Raw genomic sequence first — 20,191 nt, 5'->3', positions numbered from 1 at the left:
CCAGCCTTTAGCTTCGGGCCGAACGTGACCCTTGTCGCCCTGAGACCACCGCCGCTATGACGCCCGCCACCAGGACAGCCCCGGACACCACCGCGGCGATCCCTACCCACTGGCCGAAGCCGTCGCGGGCTGTAGTGAGGAACTCATTCTTGAAAAGTTCCGCTACACCGTTGGCGCTGGCAAGGCTTCCGATCATGCCGCCTGCGAGATCTGCCCCAACCGTCCAGAGCGCGGCCAGGGCCAAGCCCCCCAGCCCGAGGAAAACCAAGGCCAAGTAGCGTCGCCGTGCAGCAGCCAGGGCCAGAAGGGCCGAGACCAGCGCGCCTGCGGCAGCCAGCCACCACAGTGGCGCAAATGCTGCCACGCGTTCCACCAGCTGCCTGTGTGACGGCTCCCCCAAGGACACGAGGCTTTCCGCGGGAACATCAAGCCGGATCCGCGTCGCTTCGGCGAAATGGTCTCGAATCAGCCGGACAAGGGGCCCAATGTCCAGGACCAGTGCCGTGGACGCCGCCGATTCATCAGCTGGGGCGGCCGTCCCGAAGTTGAGCCGGTGGCTGTTCCGGACTGTTTCCTCCCAGGCTTGAGGGTAGTCACTCCAGGACTGCATCCCCGTGGCCGCGTTCCGGAGGGCACCGGCTGCCAGGGATTGAAGAGGTCCCGGCAGATCAACCGAAGACTCAAAGGTTCCTACAGCCGCGGCAGCCAACCGGCTTTGGAATTCGGGGTCGCTACCCAACGTTCCGGCGATTGCGACGAAACCCTCTTCCTTAACAATGTTCTGGTCCACCCAGGCCGCGGGGACAGCGACAGCTGTCAGAAGGACGGCGAGGATCACTCCCACTGCTGAAACGAAAGTACGCAAGGTCATCCTCAGGGTCGTCGGCTGTGCCACCATCCTAGGTCTGTCCACATGATAGGAAAAATGTCGGAAGCGGCTGGGAAGCTATGGATAGAGTTGGAACGCGGCCGGCAGCCACGCCGCATCCCGGAGCGAGGACACATCATGCAGCAACAGACACGGAGACCGGAACAGGCACGGACCGCCCATGTCCGCTGAAGCCACGCCTGAATCCACCTTGCCGGGAACGGCCGCTGAAACAAGCCCGGACAATCCGTGGCCTCTGCAACTGCTCTCGCGCAAGCTCAAAGCCCACATAGAGCGGGCACCGGCGGCGTGGATTGAGGGCCAGGTCATTGAACTGAACCGCCGGGGCGGCAACGCCTTTCTGACCCTCCGGGATGTTGACGCCGAAATTTCCCTTCCGGCATCGGTTTGGTCCACAGTGCTGGACCGCCAAAAGGTTCCCCTCGAACGCGGTTCCCGCGTGGTTGCTTTGGTCAAAGCGGATTTCTGGGTCAAAACGGGCCGGCTGAACATGTCCGTCAAGGACATCCGTCCGGTGGGCCTGGGCGATTTGCTGGCCAGGATCGAGCGGCTGAGGCAGGCCCTGGCGGCCGAAGGCCTGTTTGCGGACTCCCGGAAACGCAAGCTGCCCCTGCTTCCCCACCGCATCGGGCTCATCACCGGCCGGGACTCGGACGCCAAAAAGGATGTCCTGCGCAATGCTGCGCTGCGTTGGCCGGCTGTTGAGTTCGACGTCCGCGAGGTTGCCGTACAGGGCAACACCGCGGTCTCGCAGATCATCGCAGCATTGAAGAAGCTCGACGCCGATCCCCACGTTGACGTCATTGTCCTGGCACGCGGGGGCGGGGCGTTGGAAGATCTCCTCCCGTTCAGCAACGAGGACCTCATCCGCGCAGTGTCGGCCGCCACCACTCCTGTGGTGAGCGCCATTGGCCACGAAGCAGACCGTCCCATCCTGGACGACGTCGCGGATCTTCGCGCATCAACGCCCACGGACGCGGCAAAGCGCATCGTCCCGGATGTAGCCGAGGAACTGGCCATGGTGAGGCAAGCAAGGGATCACCTGCGCCGGAGCATCGGCAGGATGGTTGACCGCGAGACAGACCGGCTGCATGCTTTGAAGTCACGCCCTGTGTTGGCCTTTCCCACCTCAATGGTGGATGCCCGGGCCGATGACATCCATCGCCTGCAACGGCGTTCCCATGCTGCGGTCAGCTCCGCTGTTGCCCGCGCCCTGGACCAAGTGCATCACCTGCGCGCACAGGTCAGGGCCCTGTCGCCGCAGAAGACACTGGACCGTGGCTACGCCGTAGTCCAGATTGTCGGCGAGGATCAGGCCGGGCACACAGTAGTGAGCAGCCCGGAGGAAGCCCCGAACGGAACCGCACTGGCCATTCGCGTAGCAGAAGGTCGCTTCAGGGCAGTTTCCACAGGCCAAGGACAGATCGTGGACCGTTGATGAATCGGTCACCATCATCACTAGTGAACACAAAGGACATCATGACCGAGAACAACACAGCCGTACCTTCAGCGGACTCCCTCGATTCCTTGAGCTACGAGGAAGCCCGCGAACAGCTCATGGGCGTCGTTAGCCGCCTGGAAGCCGGCGGTGCCAGCCTGGAAGAATCCCTGGCACTCTGGGAGCGGGGCGAAGCCCTGGCCAAACGTTGCGAGGACTGGCTGGAGGGCGCCCGCAAACGCCTGGCCACAGCCCGGGACGCAAGCAACGACACCGGTACTGCCGCCCAGTAACGCCCAAGCAGCACCGTACCGTGCAGCCCCCGGAGCGGATTCCTAGGAAGCCACCACAAGGGCCCGTTCGGCAGCGACATCAAAGTCTGCCTTGGGCCAGTCCAGCTGAAGGCGTTCAAGGGCATCGATCAGCAACTGTTGGACGGCGATGCGTGCGTACCACTTCTTGTTGGCCGGGACCACGTGCCAGGGCGCTATGTCCGTTGACGTCTTCTCGAACGCCATGCTGTAGGCATCCATGTAGTCGTCCCAGAACGCGCGTTCGGCCAAGTCTCCACTGCTGTACTTCCAGTGTTTGCTTGGATCGTCCAGACGGGCGATCAGCCGTTCCTTTTGCTCGTCCTTGCTGATGTTGAGCATCACCTTAACAATGGTGGTGCCCTGATCGGCAAGCCGGGACTCGAAGTCGTTGATGGCGTTGTAGCGGCGTTCCAACTCCGAAGCGTCCGCCCACCCATGAACACGGTGAATCAGGACGTCCTCGTAGTGGGAGCGGTCAAAGACACCGACCATTCCGGCAGCGGGAGCTTCTTTCTCGATCCGCCAGAGGAAGTCGTGGGATTTTTCCTCATCTGTGGGTGCTTTGAAGGCACGCAGTTGGACACCCTGCGGATCCATGGCACCCACCACGTGGCTGACAATGCCACCCTTGCCTGCGGTATCCATGGCCTGCAGGATCAGCAGCAGCCGTTTGGTGCTGCCGAACCGGCCCTGGGCAAAGAGCTTCTCCTGCAGTTCTGCCAGCCGTGCGTCCTGGGCTCCCAACAGCGCCTTGCCGTCAGCTTTGGCACCTGGGTATCCCGGGGTCGAGTCCGGGTCAACACTGGCAAGCGTGAACCCGGATCCGACCCTCAGGACCTCAGCAGGACTCTTGGCGAATTCAACTGCAACAGCCATGGGGTGTGCCTTTCCGCAGGGCCGCGCCCTCGTGGAACGGCCATGGACCTCAGGCTAGTTGCCCGGGTACCTCGACAGGAAGTCCGCCATGCGACCAATGGCCTCCTCGATGTCCTTGACGTTTGGCAGGGTGACCATGCGGAAGTGGTCCGGGCGCACCCAGTTGAAGGCCCGGCCATGGGAGACCAGGATTTTCTGTTCCTTCAACAGGTCCAGGACAAATTTCTCGTCGTCGCGGATGTGATAGACCTCAGGGTCCAGCTTGGGGAACAGGTATAAGGCTCCCCGCGCCTGCTGGGTGCTGACCCCGGGAATGGCGTTCAGGAGATCGTAGGCCTTATTGCGCTGTTCCAGGAGCCTGCCACCGGGCAGGATGAGATCGTTGATGCTCTGGTACCCGCCCAAAGCTGTCTGGATGGCGTGCTGCGCGGGAACGTTGGCGCACAAGCGCATGTTGGCAAGGAGATTGATTCCTTCAAGGTAGTCCGCAGCGTCCTTCTTTGGCCCCGAGATAGCCATCCATCCGGCCCGGTAACCACAAACCCGGTAGGCCTTGGACAAACCGCTGAATGTCAGGCACAGGACGTCGTCGCCGGTGAGCCCGGCAAGGTTGATGTGGACCGCGTCTTCGTAGAGGATTTTCTCGTAGATTTCATCGGCAAAGAGCACCAGGCCGTGTTTCTCGGCGAGGGCGACGATCTTCTTGAGCGTCTCCTCCGGATACACCGCACCGGTGGGATTGTTGGGGTTGATCACCACAATGCCCTTGGTCCGCGGCGTGATCTTCGCTTCCATGTCTTCGAGGTCAGGCTGCCAGCCGGAGTCCTCGTCACAGAGGTAGTGCACGGGGCGGCCGCCGGCCAGGGCAACGGAAGCAGTCCACAACGGATAGTCCGGCGTGGGAATCAGGACCTCGTCGCCGTCCTCCAAAAGGGCCATCAGGGACATGGTGATAAGTTCGCTGACACCGTTGCCGAGATAGATGTCATCAACGTGGATGTTCTGGATGCCGCGGGTCTGGTAGTACTGCGAGACGGCGGTCCGGGCCGAGAAGATCCCGCGCGAATCGCTGTAACCCTGGGCGTTGGGCAGGTGGCGGATCATGTCCACCAAAATGGCGTCGGGCGCTTCAAAACCGAAAGGAGCCGGGTTTCCGATGTTCAGTTTGAGGATCCTGTGACCCTCCGCCTCCATCTGCTGGGCGGCCTGAAGAATCGGTCCACGGATGTCGTAAAGGACATTATGAAGCTTGGTGGACTGCTTGAATTTCGCCATCCCTCAAATATGCCACAAGGGTGATGGGGTTCAGCTGAGACTTAACTCACATATACGACGACGGCGGTGACGGACCCGCGTGGGTCCGTCACCGCCGTCGTGCGTGCTGTTGATCAGGCGTTACTTGACGATGCCCTTGTCTTTCAGCCACGCGGCGGCTGCGTCCTTGGGCGCCTGCTTCTGGTCGCCGCTGACGGCACGGTTGAGGTTGATCAGGTCATCGGTGGTCAGGATCTTGGAGACGTTGTTGAGCGCTTCCTTGGCCTTGTCCGTCATCTTGGCTTCCTTGACCAACGGCAGGACCTGCTGGGCCTTGAAGTTGTTCTTGGGGTCTTCGAGGACCACGAGGTCGTTGTCAGCGATGGAGGGCGTGGTGGTGTAGATGTCGGCTACCTGGACCTTGTCCTCCAGCAGGGCCTGGAGCGTCAGGTTCCCACCGCCGTCGCTGAACGGCTGGAGTCCTTTGAGCTCGCAACCGTAGTTGGCTTTAAGCCCCGGGAAGCCATAGGCGCGCGTCTCAAAGGTAGCCGGTGCTGCCATGGTGAAGTCCTTGCAGACCTTGGCCAGGTCCTCGATGGACTTCAGCTGGTACTTCTCTGCGGTAGCTTTGGTCACCACCATGGCGTCCTTGGACTCTGCCTTTGCCGGTTCCAGGACGGCGAGGCCATCCGGAAGTTTGCCCGGGAGGGCCTTGTAGACGTCCTCTGCGGAAACTTCCTTGGCCTCGGTGTCCACATAGGACAAAAGGTTGCCGGAGTAGTCCGGGACGAGGTCGACGGATCCGTCCTGAACTGCCTTGAAGTAGATTTCGCGTGAACCGATGTTCGGCTTGGAGGTGGCCGTCAGACCGGCTGCGTTGAGGGCACCGACATAGATTTCGGCGATGACCTGGCTCTCGGGGAAGTCGGCCGAACCGACTACCAGCGAACCACCGGCCGCGGATCCGCTGGGTGCCGAGGTGGAAGGTGTGGCCAGGGGGCTTCCTCCACACGCGCTCAACGCAAGGGCCACACCCAGTCCGGCTGCGAGGCCGCCGAGACCACGGCGTGTAAGGGTCATGGGGACGGGGTTCTTCATGGTGTACCTCCTTGAACGGCAGCCCCGGCAGGAGCCGCGGCTGTGAGATCGTCGGCTGCCTTCTGGCGGCCGCTTGAGTCGAGGGTCAGGCCGGGCGAGATGACTAGCCTCTGCACTCCGGCCAGGATCAGGTCCACGGCGATGGCGAGCCCGGCGATGAGCAGTGAACCGCCCAGCATCCGGGGGAAGTCCTGCAGGACCAGGCCATCAAACAGGTAGCGTCCCAGCCCGCCGAGTGGCAGGTAGGCCACCACGGAAACAGTGGCAATGACCTGGAGGACCGCGGTACGGATGCCACCAAACATCACCTGCAATCCGTTGGGCACTTCCACTCGGAAGAGGATCTGGAGCTCGGTCATGCCCATGGCCCGGGCGGCGTCCACCACGGTGGAGTCAACGCTGGAGATACCGGCGTACGTGCCGGCAAGCAGTGGCGGGACCGTGAGGATGACGAGGGCCCACACCGGTGGCATCAGACCACTGCCGGCAAGCAAAGCGAACAAGACCAGCAGCCCGAGTGTGGGAAGGGCACGCAGCGCACCGGCAACAGCCACCGCCACCACGCGGCCGCGCCCGGTGTGCCCGATGTAAAGACCGATGGGCACAGCGATCGCAGCAGCAATCAGCAGAACCAGCGCACTGTATTGCAGGTGCTCCAGCAGCCGGGTGGGGATGCCACCGGTTCCGGTCCAGTTTTTAGGGCTCGTCAGCCAGGCAATGGTCTCGGCAAAGATATTCACGCGGAGGCCCCCGGATCCGGTCGAAGAGCCGCATGCGGTGCTGCCGGCCCGGACTTGGTTTCGGTAAGAAGCGCAGTACCGTCCTGGCGTGGCGTCTTTCCGCCAGCAGCACGTGTCCAGGGAGTCAGGAGCCGCTCAAGGACCACCAGCACGGCATCCATCAACAGCGCCAAGACCAGAATGGCAATAATGCCCACCACCACTACCGTGATGAACGTACGCTGCAGGCCGTCCGTGAACAGGACGCCGAGGTTGCCCACGCCGAGGAGCGCTGCGACGCTGACCAGCGAAATGTTGCTGACCGACACCACACGCAATCCTGCGAACAGCACCGGCAAGGACAAGGGCAAGTCCACCTGGAAGAACCGTGCCAGCGGTTTGAAGCCCATGGCGACGGCCGCGTTGCGGAGGTCATCGTCCACGGAGTCGAAGGCATCAATGGCGGCACGGACCAGAAGTGCCACCGCATAGATGGTCAAGGCCACCACTACGTTCAACGGGTCCAGGATCCTGGTGCCAAGGATGGTGGGAAGAATGATGAAAAGTGCCAGCGAGGGAATGGTGTACAGCAACGAGGTAGCGGTGGTCACGATCGACCTGAGGGTGCTGTTGCGCCTGGCCAGCTGGGCCAGCGGAATGGAAATCAGCAGGCCCAGGATCATGGGGATGACGGCCAGCACCATATGTTGGCCCGCCAACCCGAAAACCAGGTCAGTGTTGTCGAGGAACCACTCCATCAGGTGGCGTCCTCCCGGTGATGGCGGACTTCCTCAATGAGTGCCAGGACTTCCGGCGCCTTCAAAACCCCGGCAACGCGGCCGTCGTCGTCCACTGCTACGCCAAGGCCCGACGGCGAGGACAACGCCGCGTCCAAGGCGCGGCGCAGGGTGTCGCCCTTACGGAACAGCGATCCACCCGGGATCAAACCCGCACCATCGCGCGGCGAGGACCAACCCAAGGGGCGGGAATCGGCGTCGACCACCAGTGCCCACTCCCCCGACGCGCGGCCGGCGTGATGACCGTCGGAGGGACTGACCATGGTGACCGGGTGCAGGGTCACTGCGTCCGCCGGGTTGAACGCCAGGTGCCTGAAGCCGCGGTCGCGTCCCACGAAGGAGGCAACGAAGTCGTTGGCCGGGGCCCGAAGGATTTCTTCCGGCGCAGCGTACTGGGCCAGCTTCCCTCCAACGGCGAAGACCGCAACCTTGTCACCAAGAACCGTCGCTTCGTCGATGTCGTGTGTCACGAAAACAATGGTCTTGGCCAGTTCCCGCTGCAAGCGCAGAAGTTCCTGCTGCAGTTCGTCACGGACCACAGGGTCCACGGCGCTGAAGGGTTCGTCCATCAGCAGGACCGGAGGATCAGCAGCGAGCGCCCGGGCAACCCCGACGCGCTGCTGCTGACCACCTGAGAGTTGGGACGGGTACCGCTTGCCCAGAACCGAAGCCAGCCCGACGACGTCGAGCAGTTCCTCCGCGCGTTTCCGCGCGTCAGCCTTGGAAACACCGTTGAGCCGCGGAACGGTGGCGATGTTGTCCAGGACGGAGCGGTGCGGCAAGAGGCCGGATGACTGCATGACGTAGCCCATGGAGCGGCGGAGTTCCGGAGCAGGAACCTGCGAAACGTCCTTGCCCGCCACGGTGATGGTCCCGCTGGTGGGTTCCACCATCCGGTTGATCATGCGCAGGGAAGTGGTCTTCCCGCAGCCCGAAGGCCCGACGAACACCGTGATGGAGCCTTTGTCGATGGACATGCTCAGGGCGTCCACCGCCGGCTGCCCGCCCTGGTATTGCTTGGTGACGCTCTGGAACTCAATCATGGCTTCGGCCATACCCGGGCTTACCTATCTGTGGTTGAGAACATCGGTAGAGCCACACGATCATATGCACTCTTATTACTTGGCTGCAAAGCAATCTTCACCCAGCCTAACCAGCACCACGGGCGATGTCAGCGCCGCCACGTTTTCCGTAATGAATCGGCAATGTTCAGCGTTTGCGTCGTTTACCGCCTTTTCCTGCACGCTCCTGGGCTTGATCGTGCTTGTAGCGTTCCGCGGCACGCTGGCCCCGCTCCGCGGCCACCACCTTTTGATGCCACTCACGCTGGTAGGCGCGGCGGGCCGCGGCATCATGTTTCCTGGCCAGGGCAGCCAACTCACGCTGCAGTTTCAGGTAGCTGGCCCACCGCCGGGGATCGAGTGTTTCCTCTGCGAGGGCCTCCTGCACCGCACATCCCGGCTCGGCCTGGTGGGCACAGTCGGCGAAACGGCATTCGGTGAAAAGTTCTTCCAGATCCCCGAACATCTCTTCCATGCCGTCATCTGCATCAAACAGGCCGAACCCCCGGACTCCTGGGGTGTCCATCAGCACGGCACCACCTGGCAGGGGCACCAGTTCACGTGACGTCGTGGTGTGCTTGCCTTTGCCGTCGCCGGCCCGGACCTCGCCAGTCTGCTGTACCTCACGCCCGGCGAGCGCGTTGATCAGCGTTGATTTGCCGGCGCCGGAAGGACCCAACAGCACCAGGGTTGCACCCGCAGGAATGTGTTGCATGAGTTCGTCGAGGCCGTCCCCCTGCTCTGCCGATGTGGTAACTACGTCCACACCGGCCGCCTGCAGGATGACCTCCCCGACGACGTCGTCGGCCAGGTAGGCCAGGTCCGCCTTAGTGATGACCACCAGGGGCGTGGCGCCGGAGTCCCACGCGGCAACCAAGGTCCGTTCCAGACGATTGTGGGTCAGCGGACGGTCCACGGGCACCACCACTGCCACGATATCGATGTTGCTGCCCAGAATTTGCTCCTCGGAGGAGGCCTCAAAGGCGCGTTTGCGGCTGAGCGCCGAACGGCGGGGCAGAACCTCGACGACGGAGGGCTCCCCGGCGCCGTTATGGCCGAGCCATACCCAGTCTCCGGTGGCCGGCACCAGGCCGTGGGCAGGATAGGGCAGATGGAGCAGGCCGTCGGCTGAAGCTACCAGGACGCGGTTCCGGTCAAGGCGGACTACCCGGCCCGGGGCGGGATCTTCCTGCCACCGGGTTGTGGAGTGTTCACGGAACAGTTGGGCGGTTGCCTCGGTGAAGCCGTATTCAACGGGGCCACGGAGTTGCGCGGTGGAACTGATGGAAGGGTTGCTTGAAGAAGCGAAAGAATTCAAGGGAAGCCTCTGATGAGGCCCGGCCGCCTAGCTCTGGCAGGCGGATGCCGGGACAGGAATGATGGGCTGATGACGGCGCTCCGTAACTGAGAACGGGGCGCGCAAGATCGCTGCAATCATCAAATCCACCTCCTCGGCATCCAGGCCGGCAACCAAAAAGCCGGCAACGGTGTTCAGCGTAGCCAAGCAGCGCAGCTTTGGCTAGCCCCAGGCTCTGCGGTTCTAGTCGAGCTTCCCGTTTACCGGGCGCTCCCGGTGAAGCCGCAAGGCAGTGTCAACCAAGGAAACCCGGTTGAGTTTGCCGACGTCGTCCAGCGGAACCCAAGCAGCATGGGTGGTGCTTCCATCTACCTCGTGCGTCAGTTCACCGCCCACCACCGTGGCCTCATAGACCAGGCGCAAGGCCTGGAAATCCCTGACTGAGCCATCCGGGCGGACATCGCCGGGCCAGTGGCCGACGTCGATACCCAGCATGCGGTCAATACGCGCTTCGTAGCCGGTTTCCTCGAAAACTTCGCGCCGGCAGCCGTCCACAGGATGTTCAGCGAGGTCCAACCCTCCGCCGGGAAGGGTCCAACCCTCTTTGCCGTCCTGCTTCCAATAGGCCAGCAGGATCTTTCCTTCTCGGATCATCACGGCGTACGCGGCTGGGCGGGTGTCGAACTGCAGGGTCATGGTGCCAGCATAATTGCCTGTCCGGCTGCCTTACGGAAGTTCGGCCGCCTCGATGGGGCCGGCCTCCACCGGGCCCAGATCCGGCGCCTCGCGAAGTTCGACGACGGTCCCCGGCTTTTCGAGCTCCAGCACCTTGATGGTGTTGCGACCACGCTTAAGCAGTGGAGCCGGCGCGTAGAGGGTCACTTGGGGACCCCTTTCCCAGTACCTGCCGAGCAGGAAGCCGTTGAGCCATACGAAGCCCTTCCCGGAATCGGGCAAAGCGATGTAAGTATCCGCCGTTTCGCCGATCCCGAAGTCAGCGCCGGGCAGGACTTCGAGGTGGTCCTGTGTCCATTCGGCCAGGGGCACCGGGGTCTGCACCCAGTGGAAGGTGTAGCGCTGGTTGATGAGGACTCCGCCCAGGATGCCCTTTCCATGTCCTGTCAGTGGCCCGTAGTTGATGCGTCCCAGGTTCTCTACGAGGATCTCGAGCTTCGCAGGTGCTCCGGTGCCGGTTACAACCAATCCTTCGGCGCCGGTGACGTCATCAAGGACACCGGCAAAGTCGCCATCCACCCATACGTAGGCCCGGTCGTTGAGGCCGGTGATCTTGAGCCGGCTTTCGGCGGGCGCCCCTGTTTGCCCGGGCAGGATGGCATCCGCGCTGTACAGCACCAGACCGGCGTCGAGTCCCAATTGCTCGAAGCTGAGGGGCTTGACGCTGCTAACGGCCTCTCCCGAATTCCGGACGAGTGCGGGCAGGCCCTGCCCGCCGCCGAGCGGCAGGGATCGGGCCGGAAGCACGGGAGCATCAGCGAGTAACTCCACGGGCAGTTCAGGTAACTCCTCAATGCCCTGCGCACGGTAGAACTCCTTGCGGAAGGCATGGAATTTTGGCGTGAGGGCCCCGTTCTCGGCGATTGGAGCATCGGAATCGTAACTGGTGACCGTGGGCTGGAGCTTGGTACCGTCATGGTTGCTGCCGGAGGTGAGGCCGAAGTTGGTCCCGCCATGGGCCATGTACGCGCACAGCGATCCGCCAAGGTCAAGCATCTTGCGGGCTTCCCGTGCTGCATCATCGGCGTCGCGACGATGGTGCAGTTCGCCCCAGTGATCGAACCAGCCGCCCCAGAACTCAACGTTGAAGAACGGCTCTGCGGGCCGGCGCCGCTGCCAGGTGGCTACGGCTTCGTCTCCCCGGCTTCCCAGCGTTGCGGTAGCCCATGTCCCCTCGATCGAACCGCCGTCGAGGAAGTAGTCGGTGCCCCCGTCGGCCGTAAAGAGCATCTCGGTGATGCCACGCTCTTCCAGGGCCCGCCGGTTCCACCGGATGTATTCGTGGTCGTCACCGTAGCTGCCGTATTCGTTTTCTATCTGCACGGCCACCACAGGGCCTCCTGCCGAGGCCTGTCGAGCGGCCACGATCGGCAGGAGGTGGTCAAACCATTCCTCTATTGCGCCGGTGAACACCGGATCCATGCATCGCAAGCCGATGCCCGGGGTCCCGGTCAGCCATGCGGGAAAGCCTCCGTTGTCCCACTCGGCACAGATGTAGGGGCCGGGCCGGAGAATGACATCCAGTCCTTCCTCCGCTGCGAGGTCAATGAACCGTCCCAGGTCCCGCCAGCCGCTGAAGTCCGGGGCCTGATCGCGCTTAGGCTGGTGGAAGTTCCAAGCGACATAAGTGTCAACAGTGTTGGCGCCCATCGCCTTGAGGCGACGCAGGCGGTCCTGCCACAAATCCGGGTGGACCCGGAAGTAGTGGATGGCTCCGGCGAGGATGCGATACGGTTCACCCGAACGGTAAAGGACGGCGTCGTGGTAGCTCAAGAGCGCGTTGTTCACACGGAACAGATTAGCTCAATATCCAACATTTATGCACAGGTGATGAACACATGACCAATCTTGATACTTCTCCGGCGCAAGAGGTCTGCCCGGCGGCCCATGAAGGTCAGGGGCCATGCGTTCAGCTATGGCCTGAACGGGAAGTTCCCCTCGGCGGCGTCCGCGCCATGAACGTTTTCCGGACCTTGCCCCAACGTGGATTGCCCACCGTGGGCGCGTGGTGCTTCCTGGACAGCTTCGGCCCGGACAGGGTTGCCATGAGCGTCCTCCCCCACCCGCACAGCGGCTTGCAAACGGTGACGTGGCCCCTTGAAGGCGCAGTGCGGCATCGCGACAGCGTGGGCAGCGATGTGGTGGTCCGGCCGGGCGAGCTGAACATCATGACCGCCGGCCACGGAATCTCCCACTCGGAGTTCTCCGTCCTCGCCGCCCCAACCAGCGAGGACTCGAGCCCGCTGGTGGAGGAAATCCCGGTATCGCGCGGTTTGCAGTTGTGGGTTGCCTTGCCCGACGAGCACCGTCACCGCGCGCCGTCGTTCGAACAAGTACGGGACCTGCCTGTCGCCGTGGGCCAGGGCTTCACAGCCACTGTCATGGTGGGTGAATTTGCCGGCCAGCGCTCCCCCGCCACCATGTTCAGCCCCATCCTGGGCGCCGATATCACCGGCACGGGAACCCTTGAACTGCCCGTGCAACCGGAGTTTGAACACGCCGTGTTGGTTCTGGACGGCCATGTGGTGATCGACGGCCAGGACATAGAAGCCGGGCCTTTGGCCTATCTCGGGGCCGGAAGGTCCAGCCTCACGGTGGAAGCAGAACCGGACACCCGATTCATGCTCCTTGGCGGTGAACCGTTCGGTGAAGACCTGCTGATGTGGTGGAACTTCGTAGGGCGGACCCACGAAGAAGTAGAAAAGGCCCGCGAGGAGTGGGAGGCGGAGGGATTGCTCGACGACGCTGCTGCCGCCGCCTCACGCTTCGGCTTCGTCCAGGGCCACGGTCCCGACGCCGGACCGGAAGCAGGCCGCATCCCTGCTCCTCCGCTGCCCGGGGTCAAGCTGCGCCCGAGAACCCGGGGTTGAGCTATCGGCGCCGCTCAGCTACCAGCCGCGGAACGCCGAAGACAGGATCCTGCTGAAGAATGCGCACATCAGTGATCCCGTCTGCAGCCAGTTTGGCCTTGAACGCCTCCTGCAACCGGGGGACGTTCATGCCAAGGCCGCTGCCGAGAATCACTGGACCGTTAAGGCCCAGTTGTCGGACGGCCTGTTCGGCGAGATCAGCCAGGTCGCGGCCCGCTTGCTCCACCAGCGCCCTGCTGGTTGGGTCTCCGGCATCGGCCGCTTCCACCACCAGCCGGGCCTGCTGCGCCCAGTAACGGCGGCCGGTGTCAGGTGAATGGAACAACGCGATCAGCTTGCCGGGTTCCTCCACGCCGACGGAATCCAACAGGGCACGGCTGAGCTGATCAGGCTCCAAACCTTGGTTCATCCGGCGCAGGCTGTGGCGGACAGCTTCCCGCCCCAACCAGTATCCGCTTCCTTCATCGCCCAGGAGATAGCCCCAGCCGCCCGCCCGGGCTTCCTCGCCGGCGTCGTTCTTTCCCCACGCTGCCGAGCCCGTGCCGGCTATGACCGCAACTCCTGTGCTCGCTCCACCGGCCGCCAGCAGCAGGCGTGAATCGTGAACCACCGTGATGCGCGCACCGGGGGCATGGGGTGCAATGAGGTCCGCGAGCGCCCGGGCATCCTCATCGGTATCAATTCCGCCTGCACCGGCGTATACCTCGTCAACGTGGCCGCCGCCGATCTTCCCCAACAGTTCAGCGAGGTTTGCCGCAGCCACTTCCCGGGTGACGTTTTGGACATTGGAGCTGCCCGCGCTCTCGTCCCGGACCGGAGATCCGTTCTCGAACCGTACGCCGCGGGTTTTGGTGCCGCCGATGTCGAGCCCGATGACGGTGCCGTCCACGGCTTCCGGGCCGGCATGGGAATGCTGGGCAGAGTCAGGATTGTTCACCGTGAAAGACTAGCTTGGACCGTCCGGAGGAGAAACTGCCCATGCCACATTCCCTGTTTGGTACGCCGTTTGTTGCAGCCCCCATGGCGGGCGGAACGTCAACACCGGAGTTGATTCGGGCCGTTCACGAGGGCGGCGGCCTGGGATTCCTTGCCGCCGGCTACAAAACGCCGGAGGCCATGGCTGCCGAGATCACGGCGACCAGGGCCCTGGGCATTCCTTTCGGGATGAACGTTTTTGTCCCGGACCCCCGGCAGCTCCCGCCGGGGCCTGCGGCCGTGTCACGGCTTGAGGCATACCGTGCGGAACTGGAGCCCGAGGCGGCCCGTTACGGCGTAACGCTGCCTCCCCTTCGCCTCGATGACGACGACGCCTGGCAGGAGAAGATCGACGCACTCCTGGCGGACCCTGTGGAGTTTGTGAGCTTCGCTTTCGGCCTTCCCGGAAAGCCGGTGGTCCAGGCGCTGCGCAAAGCAGGCAGCCGGGTCATTTCCAGTGTTACCAGTGTTGAGGAAGCGCTGGCGGCTGCAGAGGAGGGCCCGGATGCGATCGCAGTGCAGCACAGCTCGGCGGGCGGACACACGGCGTCTTTCCTGCCGGGGCGGGGACAAGCAGCCCGCACGACGGCGGAGCTGGTCGCCCGGGTGCGTGGCGTCGTCGGACTTCCCCTTATTGCGGCAGGAGCCGTGATGGACGGCGCAGCCCTGCGCGAAGTGCTGGCCGCAGGAGCATCGGCCGCCCAAATCGGTACCGCGCTGGTTCCCACTGACCAGAGCGGTGCACGGCAGCTGCACAAGGACGCCTTGGGTGATCCGGCATTTACTGAGACGGCAATGACCCGGGCTTTCACGGGACGCTGGGCGAGATCTTTGGTCAACGAATTTGTCCTTGACCACCGGGAAGCACCGGATGGCTATCCGGCCATCCACCACCTCACCGCCCCGGTCCGGGCTGCATCGTCCGCGGCCGGTGATCCGCACCGCCTCAACCTGTGGGCGGGGTCGGGCTGGCAGCAGGCAAGGGAAGGATCCGCCACGGATGTGGTCAGGGAGTTCCTGAACGGGCTCTGACAAGTTCGGCGAGCAGGTCCCCGCCCTCGGAGACCACCAGTTCCCGGAACAGCCTGACGGCGTCCGGCTCGAAGCTCCGCTCCCGCCAGGCGATGCCGATCTGCCGGAAGGCCAGATCCGATTCGATGGCCACTTCAACGAGCCCGAGCTCGGCCTCGGGAAGGAACTGGCCTGTTCCCGATCCCGGCCCTGCCGGCGGAAGAATGCTGTAGCCCAGGCCGGCGGAGACCAGGCCGCGGGCAGAGGTGGACTCCTGGACTTCAAAAGCGATCCGGGGCCGGAACCCGGCTTCGCGAAGGAGCGCCTCGCCCAGTGCCCGCAAACCCACCCCTTCGGGGAGCGTGATGTAGGGGTCATGGCGGAGCTCGGAGAGGTGCACGCCGGCCCGTCCTGCCAGGGGGTGACGGTAGTGCAGCACCGCCCGCAGTGGCTCGCGGTACAGCGGCAGGGCGTGAATGCCACGCCCCTCCGGCGCAATGGGCGCCGTCAGGGCGAAATCCATCTCCCCGCCGGCCAACTGCTTCAGGCAGTCATCGCGTGGCCCCTGCCAGAGTTCGAACACCGTGTGTGGGTGAAGACTCCGGAACGCACTGATGAGCAGCGGAAGCGTCGCTTCCCCGAACGTGTGTTGGAACGAGACTCCAATCCGGCCCCTCACGACGTCCGACTCCTGCCGGACCCTGTCCAGCCCGGCTTGGAAATCCTCCAAGGCTGCCTCGATGTAGGGCAGCAGCGTCCTCGCAGCCGGTGTCAGGCGGATACCGCGGCCCTCCCGGATCAATAGATCCATCCCCACAATGGCACTCGCCCGTGCCACGGCCCTGCTCACGGTCGACTGGGGTACCCCCAGGATCTGGGCGGTTTCGGTCATGTGTTCAGTCCGCCCCAGCTCGGCCAAAACGGGCAGCAAAGGAAGGAGCTGGATGAGCTGGTGGTGGTCGGGCTCCATGGCGCTCCATCGCTGGGAAGGGTGATTCATGCACTAATGCATCAATCCTAAGAGATCCATGCATTGGAAAGCTGAGTCCGGACCGCCTTAACCTTGCCGGGTGACCAACACCATCGCCACCGGCAGCACAGGAACATGGGACGGCCATGCCAAGGGTTCCCGCGGATATAACCGGGTCCTCGCGGCGTTGGCACTTGCCGGCGTCGCAACTTTTGCCCAACTGTATTCGACCCAGGCAGTACTTCCCCTGATGGCCGGCGAGCTCAAAATCACCGCAGCCGAAGCCGCCCTCAGCATTTCGCTGGCCACCGTTGGCCTCGCCATGACAGTGCTGCCGTGGTCATTCGCGGCGGACAGGATAGGCCGTGTGCGGGCGATGACGATCGGCATTGCCGTGGCGACACTCCTGGGGCTGCTGGTTCCCTTGGCGCCCAACGTACCGATGTTGCTGGCACTACGCACCTTGGAAGGCATGGCCTTGGGCGGAATCCCCGCCATTGCCATCGCCTACCTCAACGAGGAAGTGACCAAAGTCCACACAGCCTTGGCGGCCGGCACTTACGTTGCAGGAACCACCTTGGGCGGGCTGGCCGGGCGTCTGGTGGCCGGACCTGTTGGAGAACTCTGGGGCTGGCGCGCCGCAACGCTGGCTGTCTCCCTGCTGGCCACCGTCGCTGCAGTCTTGTTCCTGGTGCTCGTGCCCAGGCAGCGGCGCTTCAGTCCTGCCCCGACCCCCGGATTCCGCGGCGCACTCCGGACCCTGACGGGGCATACGGGCAACCCCAAGTTGTTGTCGCTGTACTTGCAGGCTTTCCTGCTGATGGGCGGCTTCGTTGCGGTCTACAACTACCTGGGCTTTCGCTTGCACGCGGAACCGTTCGGGCTTCCCGCTACTGCGGTGAGCCTGATCTTCCTCGCCTACCTGTCCGGCACCGTCAGTTCACGCTGGGCCGCGGGGCTCACCACCCGGTTCGGCCGACGAAACGTCCTGGTGGCCGGCATCGCCGTCATGTCAGCAGGTTTGGCGCTGACGTTGGTGGAGAACCTCGCAGCCACCTTGGCCGGGCTGGTCATTTTTACCGGCGGCTTCTTCGCTGCCCACAGCGTTGGTTCAGGATGGACCGGCGCCATAGCAACTACGGGCCGGGCGCAGGCAGCGTCCCTGTACAACCTCTCCTATTACCTCGGTTCCAGCGTCATCGGATGGGCCGGCGGTTTGGCTTTCCAGGCCTTTGGCTGGCCGGCCCTGGCGTTGAGCGTGATCGCACTTTCATGCACGACGGCGGCAGTCACCTTGGTGGTCCACCGCAGCCAAGGGCACAGCCGCTGATTTCCGCGCCGCTGAATTCGGCATCGCTGCCCCTACAATCGGAGGCATGACACAGGTCTCCAAAAGCCGGGAGTTGTCGTCGCCGGAGCGGTTGCAAGCGTTTACGGATGCCGTGGTGGCGATTGCTTTGACGCTGCTGATCCTGCCCCTCATGGAGAGCGTGGGCGAACTTTCCGACCACCATGGCACAACTGCTGAGTGGTTGGCGGAGGAACAGTATGCCCTGCTCGGCTTCGTCCTGAGCTTTGCCCTTATCGCGGTTTTCTGGGCACACCACCATAAACTTTTCCGGAGCGTCAAGCATGTTGACCCGGGCTTGTTGTGGTTGACGGTGGCCTGGATGTTCACCATCGTGGTGATGCCGGTGGCTACCTCATTGTCCACACAGCTGCAGTCCGACTGGGCGCAGCCGCTTGTCTACATTGGAACCCTGTTCGCCACCAGCCTCCTGCTTCTTTTGGCCCGCGTCTATTTGCGGTCCCACCCCTACCTCCACACCATGGACGAGACCGATGCCCTGGCAGGAATTCGAGCGAGCGGCATCGTTTCCGGCCTCTTCCTCGTCTCGCTTCTCCTGTCCCTAGCCATTCCCGGTGCCGGAAATTGGCCGCTGATGCTGATGCTGCTCAGCGAACCCCTCCAACGACTGGATCGGCGGCGCGCCCGACGAGCCCCTGCTCGACGATAGTCACCTGAACATTTCACCGCTTAGGATGAATGCAAGGCAATTTCAGGAGGATCCGTGAGCAACCCCACGAAGAATGTTCGGTCAAGCACGGGCAACGCTGAGCCGCTGGACGCGATCGATGAACGAATCCTCGCAGCGTTGGTTGATGACGCCCGGATCTCCAACAAGCAACTGGCTGAGCTGGTGGGGATCGCACCATCCACTGCCCTCATGCGCACAAGGGCGCTGTCCGAACGCGGGATCATTGAGGGTTTTGAAGCCGTTTTGAGCCTGCCTGCCATTGGGCGTTCGGTACAGGCCCTGATTGCTGTCCGCCTCCGCGCCCACGATCGCGACCAGATTGATCGCTTCACTGCGCGGGTTCCCAAGCTTCCGGCGGTCATCTCCACGTTCCACACCACCGGTTCCGTGGACTATCTGCTGCACATCGCCGTCGCCAACACGGACGATCTCCGCAACTGGCTTTTGGACAACCTGGCCACGGATCCCGTGGTGGGCCACACGGAAACCACCATGGTCTTCCAGCACATTCCGGGTAACCGCGGACCGCTGCCGGAGTAATACCCCCACCGCAGGTCAGGAAGCAACGGGTACCTCAGGACCGCAAAACGCTTCGAAGGGACACGATCGCCAGCGCCAGGGCAGCTACGCCGCACAGAACGGTGAAACCTGCGACGGCGGCCTGCAGGCCGATCGCCGAGACAGCGATTCCCAGCCCAATCACCGGAACGGCACTGCCCAAATACGTGATGACGTAGACGGTGCTGATGACCTGTGCGTGGCGGGCAGCCTCCACTTTTCCGGCAACCTCATTGAAGACCTGGCGGAAGGCAAGGCCCTGGCCCACGCCTGCACCGATGCTGGCAGCCACCAGAAGCCAAGGACTGGACCATGCTGCCGCGGCTCCCACCAAAACCACCGAGACGCCCAGCACGGTCAGTGCCACAGGAACAACAAAGCGTCCGCGGGCACCCAGCAACTGGCTCAAGGCGGAAGCGCCCAAAGTCACACCGGCAAGAAGGCCTATCAAGGGCCTGGAATCGGCGTGGACCACGCTGGCGAAATAACCGGGCGCCAGGGAAAGGCAGAAGCCGAACACAGCAAAGCTCAGGAACCCTGTGGCCGCAGCCATCCAGAATGCTCCGCGGGCGTCATGGGAAATCGAAGGCTTCCGTGGAGCAAGGACCTTCAGCGGCCTTGGCCCTTCTGCCGGGGCGATAGCGGGCCTGGCTTTCACCAGCCAGAGGGGAACGAGGGCAGCCAGCAGCACCGCCGAGTGCACATAGTACGGAGTCCGTGTGGGGTCCGGCAAAAGTGACAGGAGGCCGCCGATTGCAGGACCAGCGGCCACGCCTCCAGCTGAGGAAAGCAGGGTGAAGCGGGACGCCCAATCAGGCCGCTGGGGAAGCAGTTCGCGCAATGCAGCCGAACTGGCTCCCGTGGCAAGTCCAACGGCCACGCCTTGGAGCGCCCGGCCGAGGGACAACGTGAGGAGACTGTCAGCATTGGCAAAAATGACCCCTCCCACCAAACCGACGAGGACGGCGAGCACCAATGATGCCCTCCGCCCAATGTGATCGGACCAGTGGCCTGCCACCATAAGGACCGCTACCAACGCCAGGACGTAGCTTGAGAAGGCAACCGTTACTCCCAGCGAAGACATGCCAATCCGGGCCTGCAGCAAGGGGTACAACGGTGTGGCGAGGTTGGCGCCAACCAGGAGTGTAAAGATAACAACCCCGGCCAGGACCAGCCTGGCCGTGGTGGAGGCATCCCATCCCGAGCGTTCGGCGGTGGCCGGACGCATGCGGAGTTCGCTCAAGACAGTCATTTCCATGCCTTCGGACTCGGTGGCCGGATGGTGGTATT

Annotated in this window: 21 protein-coding genes; 7 read left to right on the top strand and 14 right to left on the bottom strand. The window is 63.5% G+C overall.

Annotation, left to right across the window (positions count from 1 at the left end; genetic code table 11):
- Window positions 1-7: 7 nt before the first annotated feature.
- On the bottom strand, window positions 8-871 hold the full coding sequence (locus M1D51_RS07040) for a hypothetical protein (protein WP_458109033.1): 864 nt from the start codon (window positions 869-871) through the stop codon (window positions 8-10).
- 178 nt (window positions 872-1,049) lie between these two features.
- Between M1D51_RS07040 and xseA the strand changes: the two genes are divergently transcribed.
- Window positions 1,050-2,327: an exodeoxyribonuclease VII large subunit gene (gene xseA / locus M1D51_RS07035; RefSeq protein ID WP_458109032.1), complete on the top strand. Its 1,278-nt coding sequence runs from the start codon at window positions 1,050-1,052 to the stop codon at window positions 2,325-2,327.
- A gap of 41 nt (window positions 2,328-2,368) precedes the next feature.
- Entirely contained in the window at window positions 2,369-2,620 is a 252-nt protein-coding gene (locus M1D51_RS07030) for an exodeoxyribonuclease VII small subunit (RefSeq protein ID WP_458109031.1), read from the top strand.
- Window positions 2,621-2,662: 42 nt separating this feature from the next.
- Here the strand turns inward: M1D51_RS07030 and M1D51_RS07025 are convergent, their stop codons facing one another.
- From M1D51_RS07025 to M1D51_RS06980, 10 genes are all read right to left on the bottom strand, one after another.
- Complete coding sequence (locus tag M1D51_RS07025; protein ID WP_458109030.1) at window positions 2,663-3,517, bottom strand: polyphosphate kinase 2 family protein; 855 nt, start codon at window positions 3,515-3,517, stop codon at window positions 2,663-2,665.
- Between the two features lie 54 nt (window positions 3,518-3,571).
- A complete protein-coding gene (locus tag M1D51_RS07020) occupies window positions 3,572-4,792 on the bottom strand; it encodes a pyridoxal phosphate-dependent aminotransferase (protein WP_026546228.1) in 1,221 nt (406 codons plus the stop codon).
- A gap of 120 nt (window positions 4,793-4,912) precedes the next feature.
- A complete protein-coding gene (locus M1D51_RS07015) occupies window positions 4,913-5,869 on the bottom strand; it encodes an ABC transporter substrate-binding protein (protein ID WP_172322451.1) in 957 nt (318 codons plus the stop codon).
- Window positions 5,866-6,609 (bottom strand): ABC transporter permease, encoded by a 744-nt coding sequence (locus M1D51_RS07010; RefSeq protein ID WP_172322450.1) that lies wholly within the window; start codon window positions 6,607-6,609, stop codon window positions 5,866-5,868. The genes M1D51_RS07015 and M1D51_RS07010 overlap by 4 nt, the downstream gene beginning before the upstream one ends.
- Window positions 6,606-7,346 carry an ABC transporter permease gene (locus tag M1D51_RS07005; protein ID WP_172322449.1) on the bottom strand — a complete coding sequence of 247 codons (741 nt, stop codon included), beginning with the start codon at window positions 7,344-7,346 and terminating at the stop codon, window positions 6,606-6,608. The genes M1D51_RS07010 and M1D51_RS07005 overlap by 4 nt, the downstream gene beginning before the upstream one ends.
- On the bottom strand, window positions 7,346-8,440 hold the full coding sequence (locus M1D51_RS07000; RefSeq protein ID WP_305849732.1) for an ABC transporter ATP-binding protein: 1,095 nt from the start codon (window positions 8,438-8,440) through the stop codon (window positions 7,346-7,348). Before M1D51_RS07000 ends, M1D51_RS07005 begins: the two co-directional genes overlap by 1 nt.
- Before the next feature lie 154 nt (window positions 8,441-8,594).
- Window positions 8,595-9,764, bottom strand: a complete 1,170-nt coding sequence (rsgA, locus tag M1D51_RS06995; RefSeq protein WP_458109029.1) for a ribosome small subunit-dependent GTPase A — start codon at window positions 9,762-9,764, stop codon at window positions 8,595-8,597.
- Between the two features lie 27 nt (window positions 9,765-9,791).
- Window positions 9,792-9,950, bottom strand: a complete 159-nt coding sequence (locus tag M1D51_RS06990) for a hypothetical protein (RefSeq protein WP_172322446.1) — start codon at window positions 9,948-9,950, stop codon at window positions 9,792-9,794.
- A gap of 36 nt (window positions 9,951-9,986) precedes the next feature.
- A complete protein-coding gene (locus M1D51_RS06985) occupies window positions 9,987-10,439 on the bottom strand; it encodes an NUDIX hydrolase (RefSeq protein ID WP_091550025.1) in 453 nt (150 codons plus the stop codon).
- A gap of 30 nt (window positions 10,440-10,469) precedes the next feature.
- Entirely contained in the window at window positions 10,470-12,266 is a 1,797-nt protein-coding gene (locus M1D51_RS06980; protein WP_458109028.1) for a glycoside hydrolase family 35 protein, read from the bottom strand.
- Window positions 12,267-12,316: 50 nt separating this feature from the next.
- Between M1D51_RS06980 and M1D51_RS06975 the strand changes: the two genes are divergently transcribed.
- Entirely contained in the window at window positions 12,317-13,348 is a 1,032-nt protein-coding gene (locus tag M1D51_RS06975) for a pirin family protein (RefSeq protein WP_172322443.1), read from the top strand.
- A gap of 1 nt (window position 13,349) precedes the next feature.
- Here M1D51_RS06975 and M1D51_RS06970 read toward each other — a convergent pair whose 3' ends face one another.
- Complete coding sequence (locus M1D51_RS06970) at window positions 13,350-14,285, bottom strand: N-acetylglucosamine kinase (RefSeq protein ID WP_458109027.1); 936 nt, start codon at window positions 14,283-14,285, stop codon at window positions 13,350-13,352.
- Window positions 14,286-14,326: 41 nt separating this feature from the next.
- Between M1D51_RS06970 and M1D51_RS06965 the strand changes: the two genes are divergently transcribed.
- Window positions 14,327-15,355 (top strand): nitronate monooxygenase, encoded by a 1,029-nt coding sequence (locus M1D51_RS06965; protein WP_458109026.1) that lies wholly within the window; start codon window positions 14,327-14,329, stop codon window positions 15,353-15,355.
- Here the strand turns inward: M1D51_RS06965 and M1D51_RS06960 are convergent.
- Window positions 15,330-16,304, bottom strand: a complete 975-nt coding sequence (locus M1D51_RS06960) for a LysR family transcriptional regulator (protein WP_458109558.1) — start codon at window positions 16,302-16,304, stop codon at window positions 15,330-15,332. The genes M1D51_RS06965 and M1D51_RS06960 overlap by 26 nt on opposite strands.
- A gap of 100 nt (window positions 16,305-16,404) precedes the next feature.
- Here M1D51_RS06960 and M1D51_RS06955 point away from each other — a divergent pair, with 100 nt between their 5' ends.
- The 3 genes from M1D51_RS06955 to M1D51_RS06945 are packed head-to-tail and all read left to right on the top strand — an operon-like array spanning window position 16,405 to window position 18,883.
- The gene (locus tag M1D51_RS06955; RefSeq protein WP_458109025.1) at window positions 16,405-17,634 is read left to right on the top strand and encodes an MFS transporter; all 1,230 of its coding nucleotides are present in this window, start codon (window positions 16,405-16,407) and stop codon (window positions 17,632-17,634) included.
- Between the two features lie 46 nt (window positions 17,635-17,680).
- On the top strand, window positions 17,681-18,322 hold the full coding sequence (locus tag M1D51_RS06950; RefSeq protein WP_458109024.1) for a TMEM175 family protein: 642 nt from the start codon (window positions 17,681-17,683) through the stop codon (window positions 18,320-18,322).
- Window positions 18,323-18,376: 54 nt separating this feature from the next.
- Entirely contained in the window at window positions 18,377-18,883 is a 507-nt protein-coding gene (locus tag M1D51_RS06945) for an Lrp/AsnC family transcriptional regulator (RefSeq protein ID WP_458109023.1), read from the top strand.
- 34 nt (window positions 18,884-18,917) lie between these two features.
- Here M1D51_RS06945 and M1D51_RS06940 read toward each other — a convergent pair whose 3' ends face one another.
- Window positions 18,918-20,153 (bottom strand): MFS transporter, encoded by a 1,236-nt coding sequence (locus M1D51_RS06940; RefSeq protein ID WP_458109022.1) that lies wholly within the window; start codon window positions 20,151-20,153, stop codon window positions 18,918-18,920.
- Window positions 20,154-20,191: the final 38 nt, after the last annotated feature.

The organism is Arthrobacter sp. R3-55 (assembly GCF_054161505.1).
Note: the sequence above shows the minus strand (reverse complement) of the source record. Positions and strands in the feature narration are given on the sequence as shown.